Below are 12195 nucleotides of genomic sequence, written 5' to 3'. Positions count from 1 at the left end.
CCGCCATCGTCCGGGCGTCCGCTGTGCGAGGCTCGGGGGGTGCCCGAGTCCGATCCGCTCTTCGAGGAGCGCTACCGCGCTGTCGCCTCGCGCGATGCCCGCTTCGACGGGCGATTCCTGACCGGTGTGCACTCCACCGGGATCTACTGCCGCCCGAGCTGCCCCGCGACCACTCCCCAGCCCGGGAACGTCCGCTTCTACCCGACCGCCGCCGCCGCGCACGAAGCGGGGCTGCGCGCCTGCAAGCGCTGTCTCCCGGATGCGGTGCCCGGATCGCCCGAGTGGAACCTGCGTGACGACACAGCGGCCCGGGCGATGCGTCTGATCGGCGACGGAGTCGTCGACCGCGAGGGCGTCGAGGGGCTCGCCTCCCGACTCGGCTACGGAGCACGGCACCTCGGCCGGATCCTCCGCGAGGAGCTGGGGGCGCCTCCGCTCGCCCTCGCCAGGGCGCAGCGCGCGCAGACCGCTCGACTGCTGCTGACCGGCACCGATCTGCCGGTGTCGGAGGTCGCGTTCGCAGCCGGCTTCGCGAGCATCCGCCAGTTCAACGCCACGATCGCCGAGGTCTACGAGCGGACGCCGACCGCACTGCGCTCCTCGGGGCGCGGCGGTCGCACCGGTGTCGGGACACAGGCTGGGGCGACGACGCTCGAGCTGCGGCTGCCGGTGCGGGCCCCGTTCGACGCCGGAGTCCTCGACGGGCTCGGGGCGCGCGCCGTCGCCGGGATCGAGGAGGCGGCGCCCGGGTCGTACGCCCGCTCGCTGGTCCTGCCCGGCGGTGCGGCCCTCGTCCGCCTCGACGCCGACGCGAGCGCGGTACGGTGCACGGCGACCCTCGCGTCGATCGCCGATGTCGGCCCGCTCGTCTCCCGGGTCCGACGCCTGCTCGACCTCGACGCCGACGCACAGGCGATCGACGAGGCGCTCGGCGCGGATCCGCTGCTCGCCCCGCTGGTCGCCGCCGTGCCCGGCATCCGCCTGCCGGGTTCCGTGGACCCCGCCGAGACGCTGGTGCGCACGCTGCTCGGGCAGCAGCTCCCCGTCGCTGCCGCCCGGACGACCCTGGCGCGCCTGGTCGCTCACCTCGGCGACGAGCTGCCCGAGTCGATCGCCACGGCCTCGATCACCCGCACGTTCCCCTCCCCCGGTGCGATCGCCGAGCGCGGCGCGGAGGTGCTCCGCGGCCCGGCCCGGCGGCGCGAGACCGTGCGCCGCGTCTGCGCGTTGCTCGCCGAGGGGAGCCTGCGCCTGGACGCCGGCTCGAGCCGTGAGGAGCTCTCGGAGCGCCTGCTCGCGGTCCCCGGCATCGGAGCCTGGACCGCAGGCTCCGTCGCGATGCGGGTCACCGGCGACCCCGACGTGCTCCTGACCGGCGATCCCGCACTGCGGAGCGCGGCGGCGGCGCTCGGCCTGCCGTCCGATCCGCACGCCCTCGCCGAGGCGGGCCGGCGGTGGGCGCCCTGGCGCAGCTACGCCGGGCTGCACCTGTGGCGCGCGTCCGGCCGCCCGTCTGCGTGAGACCGTCCCCCCGCGCGGCGCGTCACCCGGCGCGCGTCACCCAGCGCTCGGGACTCGGATGCGGCTAGCCCTCCTCGGCAGGAGGGATGATCGGCAGGGCCGCGGTCATCGCCTCGATCCCGGAGAGGCGCGCGGGCGAGATCAGCCGCAGCACCTCCTCCCGCGACATCAGCCCCGCCTCGACGACCAGGTCGGCGATGTTGCGGCCGGTGGCGAGCGCCGCCTTGGCGAGGGCAGCGGAGGCGGTGTAGCCGATGCTCGGAGTCAGCGCGGTCACCACTCCGACCGAGGAGGCGACCATCGCCTCGAGCCGGTCGACGTTCGCCGTGATGCCGTCGATGCAGTTCTCACGGAGCGTCGTGCAGGCCTGGGTCATCCAGGTGATGCTCTGCAGCAGCGAGTGCGCGATGACCGGCTCGAAGGCGTTGAGCTGGAGCTGCCCCGCCTCGGCCGCCATCGTGACGGTCACGTCGGCGCCGGCGACCGAGTAGGCGACCTGGTTGACCACCTCGGGGATCACCGGATTCACCTTGCCCGGCATGATGCTCGAACCGGCCTGGCGCGGAGGCAGGTTGATCTCGCCGAAGCCGGCCTGCGGTCCCGAGGAGAGCAGGCGCAGGTCGTTGCAGATCTTCGAGAGCTTGATCGCCGAACGCTTCAGCGCGCTCGAGAACGACATGAAGACTCCGGTGTCGCTGGTGGCCTCGACCAGGTCCTGCGCCATCTCGAGGTCGAGGTCGGTGATCTCGTTGAGGTGGCGGACCGCGGCGGCGCCGTAGCGCGGGTCCGCGGTGATGCCGGTGCCGATCGCGGTCGCGCCGATGTTGACCTCGGCGAGCAGCCAGATGGTCTCGGAGAGCCGCGCGTGGTCCTCGCCCAGCGTGGTGGCGAAGCCGTGGAACTCCTGCCCCAGGGTCATCGGCACCGCGTCCTGGAGCTGGGTGCGGCCGACTTTGAGCACGCTGCCGAACTCGACGGCCTTGCGCGAGAACGATTCACGGAGGAGCGCGAGCTCGTCCAGCAGGCGGCGCAGCGACCAGGTCATCGCGATCTTGATCGCGGTCGGGTAGACATCGTTCGTCGACTGGCTCCGGTTGACGTCGTCGAGCGGATGCAGCTGCGCATAGTCCCCCTTGGCATGACCGCCGATCTCGAGGGCGACGTTGGCGACGACCTCGTTCGCGTTCATGTTGGTGGAGGTGCCTGCTCCGCCCTGGATCACTCCGACCACGAACTGCTCATGGAACTCGCCGTCGAGGATCCGACGGCACGCGGCCTCGATCAGCTCGGCCTTCGCCGGTGAGAGGCTACCGAGCTCGGTGTTCGCGCGGGCCGCGGCGAGCTTGACGGTGGCGAGCGCTCGGACGAGGTCCGGGTAGATCGAGATCGGCCGCTTCGAGATCGGGAAGTTGTCGAGAGCACGGGCCGTGTGGATGCCCCAGTAGGCCTCGGCGGGGATCTCCTTCGCGCCGAGCGAGTCGGTCTCGGTGCGCGTGGCGGGGGTCTCGGTGTCGTCCAGGGCTCTGCCTTCCGTTTCTCGATCGGGGAGGGTGCTCGGTGCGAGGGTCACGTCCAGCTCCGTTGCTGTCGTCGTGCGGCCCCGGTGGGCAGGGGGTCCGCGAACTGCGCAGCCAGCCTAACGCCGGGCCGCAGGCGCGCCGGCGGAGGCACGGCACGACGGGACCGCTGAGCACGCGCACGCACGAGGACCCGCGCCCTGACCGCTGAGCGGGTGGGGCGCGGGTCCTCGGAGTCGGCCGGCGAGCGCGGGCGGCCGGTAGGCGCGGGGCTGTCAGAGGTAGTCGGAGCCCGACACGACAGCCAGGAACGGGATCACCAGAGTCACGAACAGCAGGCCGACCAGGAACAGCAGAACGATCCCGAGCATGACCGCGTTGAGGACGATGCCCCAGATCGAGAGGGTGCGTCCGGTCGGCTCGCGGCGGAGGCCGAGGATGCCGAAGACGAGGCCCGCGACGGGAGCGATGACGGTGAGGCCGAAGAAGACCGAGGTCACGCCGAGGATCAGGCTGGTGAGCGAGAACGGGGTCGACGGAGCCGCGGACGCGGTGGCCGGCGGTACGGGCGGAGTGCCGTACGCGCTGCGCGGGGAGCGCTGCTCCTCGGGACGCTCCTGCGCCGGCTCGTCGACCGGCGCATCGGTCGGCTTCTCTGCTCCCTCGCCCAAGGACCGCTGCTCACCAGAGGGGAGCTGCTCAGGCTCGAGGAGGACCACGGTCGTGCTGAGGTCCTCGGTCGGGCGCTCGTCGGCGGTGGGGAGGCGGAGGGTGCGGTCGTCGGTGGGCACGGGGTGCTCCTTCTGGGCTGGAGGGCGCTCTGCTCGGCGGGATGCGGCGGATGCGCGATGACTCCACGCTACGGACGGCCCGGCGGGCGCCCCATCCGGTGAACCCCCGGAAGGTGAGGGGCGATCCCCTCCGGGGCGGTGCGAGACTGGAGGGGTCGGCTCGGCCGACGCGCGAGGAGGCGGTGGCCGATGGACGACGACGAGCAGCGGTGCCGCACCCGCGACCATGCGGGCGCGCGCGCCGTCTGGCTCGCGGGGCTCTGGGCGCTGGCCGGCTTCGTCGTCCTCTCGCCGCTGATCTCGCTCACCGCGACGGTGATGGTGTGGGGAGCGCGCCGCCGCACCGGCACCCTCAGCGACCGCAACGGGCTCGTCGCGGTGAACTGGCAGCTCACCTACCTCGCTCTGCAGCTGATGCTCGTCCCGCTGCACCTCGCCCTGGTGTCGGTGCGCGACTCGCTCGGCGCCGACTGGCCGCTCGTGACGATCGGGGCGATCCTCCTCCTCGCCGTGCTCAACCTGGTGCTCTGCGTGCTGCTCGGCGTCCGCTCCGGCCGAGGCCGCCCGGTGCGCCTCTGGATCGCGGTCCCGTTCGTGCACTCCTCCCGCCCTCCCCGCTGAGCCCTGCCTCGACGCGGACGCTGCGGTCGCTCCTCCGACGGCGTGTCGCGCCTGTGGACGACCGGCGGCGGGCAGGGTCGAGGGATGATCGCCTTCCCTCCGCCCGTGTACGTCGTGGCCGATGACGGGGTGCGGCTGGCCACCTACTCCGTCGGCGACGACGACGCGCCGACCGTGCTCGCGGTGCACGGTTTCGCCTCGAACGCCGTGCTCAACTGGGAGACGGCGGGCTGGCTGCGCACCCTGAACCGCGCCGGCTACCGGGTCGTCGCCCTCGATCAGCGCGGGCACGGCGCGAGCGAGAAGCCGCACCACCCGGACGCCTACAGCGTCGCGGCGATGGTCGCGGACATCGCGCGGGTGATCGACTCCTACGATCTGATCGCCCCGCACCTGCTCGGCTACTCGCTCGGCGCGCGCATGAGCTGGGTGCTCGGCCTCGAGCGCCCCGATCTCGTGGCCTCGCTGAGTCTGGGAGGGCTCACGGTCGGCGAGCCGCTGCGGCACTTCGACGCGGAGGCGGCGCGGGCGCGGCTGGCCGACGGCGGCGAGATCGACCACGGCTTCACCCGCGCCTTCATCGGCATGGCCGAGGGCGTGCAGGGCAACGACCTGGCCGCGCTGGTCGCGGTCGCGGACGGCGTGCGCGGCGGCGCGCATCCCGAGCTCGGCCGGCACCCGAGCGTGCCGACGCTGCTGGTGACGGGCGGCGCCGACCCGATCGCCCCCGGAGGCGAGCAGCTGGCCGAGGAGGCGGGGGCGCGCTTCGTGAGCGTCCCGGGCCGCGACCACACCAGCACCGTGCCCGCACGCGCATTCAAGGACGCGGTGCTGGGGTTCCTCGCCGAGCGGGGCTGACGGGCGGCGTAGCATCGCCGACATGCAGGCGATCCGCGTCGAGAACCCCGGCCCCGACTCCCGACTCGTGCTCGAGGAGGTGCCGACGCCCGAGCCCGGCCCCGGCGAAGTCCTGCTCCGGGTCGCGGCGGCGGGGGTGAACCGCGCCGACCTGGGCCAGCGCGCGGGCGTCTACCCGCCGCCGCCGGGCGTCTCCGAGATCCTCGGCATGGAGGTGTCGGGCTCGGTGGTCGCGCTCGGAGCCGGCACGACGGGGCCGCGCCCGGGCGACGAGGTGTGCGCGCTGCTCTCAGGAGGCGGCTACGCGGAGTACGTCGCCGTCGACGTCGGGCTGCTCCTGCCGGTACCGGAGGGGGTCGGCCTGGTCTCGGCCGCGGCGCTGCCGGAGACAACGGCCACCGTCTGGTCGAACCTCGTCATGGTCGCCGGGCTCGGTGCGGGCGACACGGTCCTGATCCACGGCGGCGGGAGCGGCGTCGGCACCACCGGCATCCAGATCGCGGCCGCCCTCGGCGCTCGGGTCGCCGTCACCGCCGGGAGCCCGCGCAAGCTGGACGCCTGCAGCGCGCTCGGTGCGGACATCCTGATCGACTACCGTGCCGAGGACTTCGTCGACCGGATCCGCGACGAGACGGACGGCCGCGGGGTGGACGTGATCCTCGATCCGGTCGGCGGCGACTACCTCGCCCGCGACCTCGAGGCGCTCGCGACGGGCGGGCGGGTGGTGTTCATCGGCAACCAGTCCGGCGGCCTCGGCTCGCTGGACCTGGGCGTGCTGATGCGCGCACGAGGGTCCGTGCACGCCACGACGCTCCGCGCCCGGCCGCTCGACGAGCGGCGGGAGATCGTGGAGCAGGTGCGGTCGCGGGTCTGGCCGCTCGTCGCCGACGGGACGGTGCGCCCGGTGGTCGACGAGGTGATCCCGCTGGCCGAGGTCGAGCGGGCCCACGAGCGGATGCGCACGTCCGGGCACATCGGCAAGCTGCTGCTGACCCCGTAGCCGCGGGGCGTGCAGGGCCGGCTCAGGTCCCCGAGCGCAGCAGCCCGAGCGAGCGGTTGATGCCGTCGACATCGACCGCGGCGGGATCGAAGGAGGCGCCGGCCGCGAGACCGAGCGCGTCGAGCGCCTCCGCGTGGTCGGGCGAGGACGGGTCGGTCGCCGCGCGCACGGTGTCGGCCCAGGCGGCCGGCCCGCCGGAGGCGTCGAGCGGAGCGGCGCCGCGCGCCTGCGTGCAGCGCGGGAGCGCGGCCGTGAGCGGAGAGATCGCCTCGAGGCGGATGACGTGTCGCCACTCGTCCTCGAGGTCGTACACGTAGAACAGTTCGTCCTGCTCGGCCTCGAGCACCTCGGCGAGCACGACGGACGACTCGTCGATCATCGCGGCGCCCAGCTCCTCGGCGTCCGAGGGTGAGCCGATCGGCGCCTGCTCCTCGTCGGGCACGTCGACGCTGAAGTAGTGCGGCTGCGCGTCGGTCCAGCCGAGCGAGAGCTGGAGGGCGAGGTGCAGATCGCGCAGCGACGACTCGGACGAGAGCTCGAGGCGGCGCCAGACGACGGGCTTGGTGCCGAGGAGCGCGACGTGGAGGGTGTAGGCGGTCGCGGTGTCCTGCGTCGCCTCGTCGAGGATCTCGAGGCGGGTGGCCTCGCGCTCGCCCAGGAGCACGACGGTCGCGCGGACGACCGAGGCGAGGACGGGGGCCAGGCCCTCGGGCACCACGTAGCCGAACTCGGGAGAGTGCAGGAGCAGGCCGAGCTCGGCGGCGTCGTCGAGCATCCGCTCGGCCGAGCCGACCGCGCGCTCGCGCTCGTCGAGCGCCTCGTCGAGCGCGACTCCGATCTCGGCGGCGAGCTCGTCGACCAGCTCGCCCACGACCAGGCCCGGGTGCATCGCGGCCTGACAGGCGACGGCGATGCGCACGAGCACCGCGTCGGTCGTGGTGACGGCGCGCTCGGCGGGCGAGAAGGCTCCCTCCTCGTCGTCCGAGGCGATGAGCGCGGCCTGCGCGCTGAGGGTCCAGAGCTCGAGGAACCGGGCGACGTAGGCGACACGCTCCGCCACCGCCTCGTGCGCGTCGGAGCTGCGCCAGAGCACGGCGGCCTCGCCGAGGCTCGCACCCGAGCCCTCGGACTCGAGGACGGCCGAGCCGACCAGGGCGTCCCACCAGGCCGAGACTGGGATGCGCACGGCGTCGTCGCTCGGGGTCGATCCGGCTGAGGGGATGCCCGCCTCGACCGCGATCTCGCGGGCGGTGCGCTCGGTCAGACGCGCCTCCTCGGCGGCGGCGAGGTGCTCGACGACGACATCGGCGGCGTGCACGAGGACGGTCGCCCGCACGGCCGACAGCTGCTCCTCGGCGGGGACCTCCTCGAGGTCGGACAGGTCGTCGAGGACGGCTTCGACGAACGAGCCGGCGAGGTCGAGGACCTCGTCGAGCACGGCCTGGCACTCGTCCAACTCTTCGTCGGTGCCGGTCCAGAGGTCCTCGTCGCTCAGGAAGTCGAGGAAGTGCTCGATGACCTCGGCGACGGTGAACAGGGTGTCGTCGAGATCGGCCTCGTTCTCCTCCCCCGAGAGGTCGGCCTCGATCTGGTCGAAGACGGCCTCGAGGAGCTCGGCGTCGGGCTGCGCGAAGGAGCCGCGGGGCCGGAGATCCCGGGTCATCGCGAAGAGGTCGGTCAGCACTTCGACCGTCTCGTCGACCTCGAGGTGCTCGTGCAGAGCACCGACATCGGCGAGATGCTTCCGGTACCAGCTGCGGAACCTGACCATCAGCGCGGTCTCGGCGGTCCGACCGCCTCCCGACCCGCCCTGGTCGCCCGACCGGCCACTGCCGGATCGTCCCTGATTGCGCTTCTTGCCCATGATTCCTCCGCGACCGCTCCACATCCCGACGAAGCGCTCTACCTTATCGGAGCGGCGGCGTCGGGACCCCGGCCGCGGACGGTCACGATCGGGCCCGTGCAGGTGCGGAGACGGTGCGTCGGACGATGCGTCGGACGATGCACGGCCCCGGGATCCTCGACGATGCCGGCGCCCTCAGCGCTCCGCCGCGACGAGCGCGACCAGCGCGTCGATGACCGCGTCGGGCGTCGCGCTCCACATCTCGGACGAGAGGTGGCCGCTCGCCTCCATGCTCGCGACGCCGTGCACGCCGGTCAGGAGGATCGCTCCGGCGAGGTGCGCGCGCTCGGCCCCGACGACTGCACCGACGATGCGGAGGAACTCGGCCTGCGCCCGGGAAGCGGCCTCGATCGCGAGCTCAGGGTCCGCGGCGGGGACGGTGAACATCATCCGGTAGACCTCGGGCTCGTCGCGTCCGACGGCGAGGAGCGCCGCGAGCGCCGCCCGCAGCGGCTCCGCGCGCCCGGGGGCGTCCGACCGCCCGAGGTGCTCGAGGACCGCGGTGATGCGGTCCCAGCTCTCGGCGCCGACCGCCGACAGGAGGCTCTCTTTATCGGCGAAGTGCCGGTACGGGGCTCCGCGGGAGAGCTCGGCGCGCGCTCCGACCTCGCGCAGCGTGACCTTCTGCGGGCCGCCCTCGTTCAGCAGCTCGCGAGCGGCGGCGAGCAGTGCGCGGCGCGTGGCGGCGGTGGATTCGGAGCGACTGACCATGCTCCGATTCTACAGTTGACATTGTCAGCCCACATGCTCTGGTTCTGAGATGACAATGTCACCTGAACCCGACTCCCTATCGTGCTGATGAGCTCCGTCGCGGGGCGCCTCGCCCAGCCCACCTACGGTGCCTACTCCGGATCGAAGTACGCGCTCGAGGCGATCGGTGACGCGCTGCGTCGCGAGCTCGCTCCGCAGAGTGTCGGGGTGGTGCTCGTGGAGCCGGGCGCCGTGCGCACCGAGATGGTCGGCCGCGGAGGCGTGACCGCGCGCACGCTGATCGCCGACATGACCCCAGACCAGGAGCGCCGCTACGGCGGGCTGATGCGCGCGGTCCTCGCGCAGTCCGAGGGATTCCTCCGCACGGGGGTCGACGCGCAGGACGCCGCGCGCATCATCGCCAATGCCGCCACTCGCCCCCGGCCGCGGACCCGCTACACGATCGGCGGCGACGCCGCCCTGCTCACCCGACTCGCGCGGAGCATGCCCGACCGTGTCCTCGACCGCGTGCTCGCCGCAGCCCTGCGCCGCTGAGCCGGCTCCACGTCGCCCCTCTCTCGCACCCCTCTCCAGAAAGCAGATCCCATGCCCTCCTTCACTGACGCCGTCGTCCTCGTCACCGGAGCGAACGGCGGCATCGGCACCGCCTTCGTGCACGCCGCTCTCGCCGCGGGTGCCGCGACGGTCTACGCCTCAGCCCGAACGCCCCGCGACTGGGCCGACGACCGCGTCGTCCCGCTGGCCCTCGACGTCACCGATCCCGCCTCGCTCGCCGCTGCCGCCGAGCAGGCACCCGATGTCTCGGTGCTGATCAACAACGCCGGCGTTCTGCCGCCGACAGCGAGCCTGATCGATATCAGCGAGGAGGCCCTCCGCCGCACGATGGAGGTGAACTTCTTCGCTCCGCTGCTCGTGGCGCGCGCCTTCGTTCCGGCCCTCGCTGCGGCCGCCGACGGTGTGCTCGTCGACATCCACTCCGTGGCGAGCTGGTACGCCGGAGCGGGCGTCTACAGCGCGTCGAGGGCGGCACTCTGGTCGGCGACGAACTCGCTCCGCCTCGAGCTGGCTCCGCGCGGGATCCACGTGACAGGCGTGCACATGAGCTACGTCGACACCGCGATGGCCGCGCACACCGATGAGGCGAAACTCACGCCGGCCGCGCTCGTCGCCGCCGTCGTCACCGGCGTGCAGCACGGGGCGTTCGAGATCGTCGCCGACGGATTCACCGCGCAGGTGAAGGCCGGGCTGGCCGGTCCGATCGAGTCGCTCTACCCGTCGGTCGCGCCCGCCTGAACACCCGCGCGGAGGTGCCGGGAGCGGTCGCGAGTGTTTCGACTCTGAAAAATCTCGCAGCTCCTCCGCGTGCTGGCTTGCGTTCAGCTCCTCGGATCGGTGGAGTTGCCGGATGACCGACACGACGAGCACGACCGGCGAGGACTCACCGGACACCGGCACCCGATCGCTCAAGAAGGTGATCACCGGCCCGCTGCTGTTCGCCTTCATCGTCGGCGACACCCTCGGCGCGGGCATCTACACGCTGGTGGGGACGATGGCGGCGGACGTCGGCGGCGTGATCTGGCTGCCGCTGCTCATCGCCCTCGTCATCGCCCTGCTGACCGCGGGCACCTACGCCGAGCTGATCACGAAGTACCCGCACGCCGGCGGCGCCGCCCGCTACGTCGACCGCGCGTTCGGCACACCGTACCTGTCGTTCCTCGTCGGCTTCCTGATGATGGCGTCGGGCATCACCACCGCCGCCTCGCTTGCCAACGCCTTCGCCGGCGACTACCTCGGCGCCCTGCTCGAGGTGCCTCCTGCGCCGACCGCGATCGTCTTCATCGCGATCCTCACCCTGGTGAACCTGCGCGGCGTGAAGGAGTCGCTGACCGCGAACCTGGTCGCCTCGGTGATCGAGGTCAGCGGCCTGGTGATCGTGATCGTCTGCGCGGCGGTCTTCTTCGGCGGGGGCAACGGCGACGCCTCCCGCGTGCTCGAGTTCAACCCGGACGTCGCTCCCCTGCAGGGCGCGTTCGCCGCCTCGATCGTCGCCTTCTTCTCGTTCCTGGGTTTCGAGGCCGCGGCGAACATGGCGGAGGAGGTGCGGAACCCGTCGAAGGTGTATCCGCGAGCCCTGTTCGGCGCGCTGATCACGGCCGCCGTGGTCTACCTCCTGATCGCGCTCGGCGCGGTGATCGTGCTGCCCAACGAGGAGCTCGCCTCGTCGAGCGGTCCGCTGCTCGACGTGGTCGCGGCGAGCGGAGTGGCCGTGCCGCCGTGGCTGTTCGGCCTGATCGCGCTGGTCGCCATCGCCAACGGCGCGCTGCTGTTCATGGTCATGGCGAGCCGGGTGGGCTTCGGCCTGGCGACGTCGGGCCTGCTGCCGAGCGCGTTCGGCCGTGTGCTGCCCGGGCGCCGGACTCCGTGGGTGTCGATCGTGGTCGTCGGGGGCGTGACGATGCTGCTCACCCTGATCGGCGACGTCGGCACGCTCGCCGAGACGACCGTGCTGCTGCTCCTGCTGGTGTTCATCGCGGCGAACGTGTCGGTGCTGGTGCTGAAGAAGGACCGCGTCGACCACCCGCACTTCTCGGTGCCGCGCGCGGTACCCGTGCTGGCGACCATCGCGAGCGTCGTGCTGCTGACGCAGCAGACCGGCGTGGTGTGGCTGGCGACGGCGGGGTACGTGGTGGTCGGGACGCTGCTGTTCCTGGCGACGCGCTTCGGCAAGAAGGCGCACGCGGACCGGAGTGCGTCGGACCGCGGCTGAGCGCCGATCTGGCATCGTGGAGCGATGACCGTCTCGCTCGCGCCGATGCCCGCCTCCGCCCTCGCCGCGTGGGTGCGAGTGCAGCGCGCGGCGTACATCAGTGATCGGATGCGCGCCGGCGACGACGAGGCGGCCGCGACCCGCACCGCCGACGCCTCCTACGAGACGTACTTCCCCGACGGCTCCCCCGCGGCCGGTCACGACGTGCTGAGCGTCCTCGACGGGGGCCGACCGGTGGGCTCGCTGTGGCTCGGGCCGCACCCGAGCGACCTCGACGGGGTGTGGTGGGTGTGGGACGTGCAGATCGACGCGGCCGAGCGGGGCCGCGGCCTCGGCCGGGCGGCGATGCTGTTGGCGGAGTCGCACGTGCGCTCCCGCGGTGGGTCGGCGCTCGCCCTGAACGTCTTCGGCTTCAACACTCCGGCTCGCGCCCTGTACGCGTCGCTCGGCTACGAGCCGACCGCTCTGCAGCTGCGCAAGCCGCTCTGAGCAGCGCCCCCGCCGGC

General features: G+C 72.9%; 12 protein-coding genes. 8 read left to right on the top strand and 4 right to left on the bottom strand.

Annotation, left to right across the window (positions count from 1 at the left end; translation table 11 throughout):
* Window positions 1-39 precede the first annotated feature (39 nt).
* On the top strand, window positions 40-1521 hold the full coding sequence (locus GSU10_RS05445) for a DNA-3-methyladenine glycosylase 2 family protein (RefSeq protein WP_199220891.1): 1482 nt from the start codon (window positions 40-42) through the stop codon (window positions 1519-1521).
* A gap of 64 nt (window positions 1522-1585) precedes the next feature.
* Here the strand turns inward: GSU10_RS05445 and GSU10_RS05440 are convergent, their stop codons facing one another.
* Entirely contained in the window at window positions 1586-3040 is a 1455-nt protein-coding gene (locus tag GSU10_RS05440; protein ID WP_068213664.1) for an aspartate ammonia-lyase, read from the bottom strand.
* 273 nt (window positions 3041-3313) lie between these two features.
* Window positions 3314-3829, bottom strand: a complete 516-nt coding sequence (locus tag GSU10_RS15490; RefSeq protein WP_236713723.1) for a hypothetical protein — start codon at window positions 3827-3829, stop codon at window positions 3314-3316.
* Window positions 3830-4018: 189 nt separating this feature from the next.
* Between GSU10_RS15490 and GSU10_RS05430 the strand changes: the two genes are divergently transcribed.
* The 3 genes from GSU10_RS05430 (at window position 4019) to GSU10_RS05420 (ending at window position 6308) form a co-directional block, all read left to right on the top strand.
* Complete coding sequence (locus GSU10_RS05430; RefSeq protein WP_132505594.1) at window positions 4019-4450, top strand: magnetosome magnetite crystal formation protein family; 432 nt, start codon at window positions 4019-4021, stop codon at window positions 4448-4450.
* A gap of 84 nt (window positions 4451-4534) precedes the next feature.
* Window positions 4535-5308: an alpha/beta fold hydrolase gene (locus GSU10_RS05425; protein ID WP_132505591.1), complete on the top strand. Its 774-nt coding sequence runs from the start codon at window positions 4535-4537 to the stop codon at window positions 5306-5308.
* Between the two features lie 22 nt (window positions 5309-5330).
* Window positions 5331-6308 carry an NAD(P)H-quinone oxidoreductase gene (locus tag GSU10_RS05420; protein ID WP_132505588.1) on the top strand — a complete coding sequence of 326 codons (978 nt, stop codon included), beginning with the start codon at window positions 5331-5333 and terminating at the stop codon, window positions 6306-6308.
* Between the two features lie 22 nt (window positions 6309-6330).
* Here GSU10_RS05420 and GSU10_RS05415 read toward each other — a convergent pair whose 3' ends face one another.
* Window positions 6331-8172, bottom strand: a complete 1842-nt coding sequence (locus tag GSU10_RS05415; protein ID WP_132505585.1) for a plasmid pRiA4b ORF-3 family protein — start codon at window positions 8170-8172, stop codon at window positions 6331-6333.
* A 174-nt stretch (window positions 8173-8346) separates the two neighbouring features.
* Window positions 8347-8922 (bottom strand): TetR/AcrR family transcriptional regulator, encoded by a 576-nt coding sequence (locus tag GSU10_RS05410; RefSeq protein ID WP_132505582.1) that lies wholly within the window; start codon window positions 8920-8922, stop codon window positions 8347-8349.
* 87 nt (window positions 8923-9009) lie between these two features.
* Between GSU10_RS05410 and GSU10_RS05405 the strand changes: the two genes are divergently transcribed.
* The 4 genes from GSU10_RS05405 to GSU10_RS05390 all read left to right on the top strand — a co-directional run bounded on the left by GSU10_RS05405 (window position 9010) and on the right by GSU10_RS05390 (window position 12178).
* A complete protein-coding gene (locus GSU10_RS05405; protein ID WP_082845261.1) occupies window positions 9010-9456 on the top strand; it encodes an SDR family NAD(P)-dependent oxidoreductase in 447 nt (148 codons plus the stop codon).
* Window positions 9457-9507: 51 nt separating this feature from the next.
* Complete coding sequence (locus tag GSU10_RS05400; protein ID WP_132505579.1) at window positions 9508-10215, top strand: SDR family oxidoreductase; 708 nt, start codon at window positions 9508-9510, stop codon at window positions 10213-10215.
* 112 nt (window positions 10216-10327) lie between these two features.
* A complete protein-coding gene (locus tag GSU10_RS05395) occupies window positions 10328-11689 on the top strand; it encodes an APC family permease (protein WP_068212706.1) in 1362 nt (453 codons plus the stop codon).
* 24 nt (window positions 11690-11713) lie between these two features.
* Window positions 11714-12178: a GNAT family N-acetyltransferase gene (locus GSU10_RS05390; protein WP_068212710.1), complete on the top strand. Its 465-nt coding sequence runs from the start codon at window positions 11714-11716 to the stop codon at window positions 12176-12178.
* Window positions 12179-12195 lie beyond the last annotated feature (17 nt).

Source organism: Rathayibacter tanaceti, from assembly GCF_009834165.1.
In the GTDB taxonomy this organism is placed as follows: domain Bacteria; phylum Actinomycetota; class Actinomycetes; order Actinomycetales; family Microbacteriaceae; genus Rathayibacter; species Rathayibacter tanaceti.
The sequence above is the reverse complement of the archived record's forward strand: the minus strand, read 5'-3'. Positions and strand labels throughout refer to the sequence as shown.

Bases quoted from the DNA above. Each gene is read 5' to 3' on its own strand.
- GSU10_RS05430 (WP_132505594.1), top strand. From the start codon at position 4,019: ATGGACGACGACGAGCAGCGGTGCCGCACCCGCGACCATGCGGGCGCG.
- GSU10_RS05425 (WP_132505591.1), top strand. From the start codon at position 4,535: ATGATCGCCTTCCCTCCGCCCGTGTACGTCGTGGCCGATGACGGGGTG.
- GSU10_RS05420 (WP_132505588.1), top strand. From the start codon at position 5,331: ATGCAGGCGATCCGCGTCGAGAACCCCGGCCCCGACTCCCGACTCGTG.
- GSU10_RS05415 (WP_132505585.1), bottom strand. From the start codon at position 8,172: ATGGGCAAGAAGCGCAATCAGGGACGATCCGGCAGTGGCCGGTCGGGC.
- GSU10_RS05410 (WP_132505582.1), bottom strand. From the start codon at position 8,922: ATGGTCAGTCGCTCCGAATCCACCGCCGCCACGCGCCGCGCACTGCTC.
- GSU10_RS05405 (WP_082845261.1), top strand. From the start codon at position 9,010: ATGAGCTCCGTCGCGGGGCGCCTCGCCCAGCCCACCTACGGTGCCTAC.
- GSU10_RS05400 (WP_132505579.1), top strand. From the start codon at position 9,508: ATGCCCTCCTTCACTGACGCCGTCGTCCTCGTCACCGGAGCGAACGGC.
- GSU10_RS05395 (WP_068212706.1), top strand. From the start codon at position 10,328: ATGACCGACACGACGAGCACGACCGGCGAGGACTCACCGGACACCGGC.
- GSU10_RS05390 (WP_068212710.1), top strand. From the start codon at position 11,714: ATGACCGTCTCGCTCGCGCCGATGCCCGCCTCCGCCCTCGCCGCGTGG.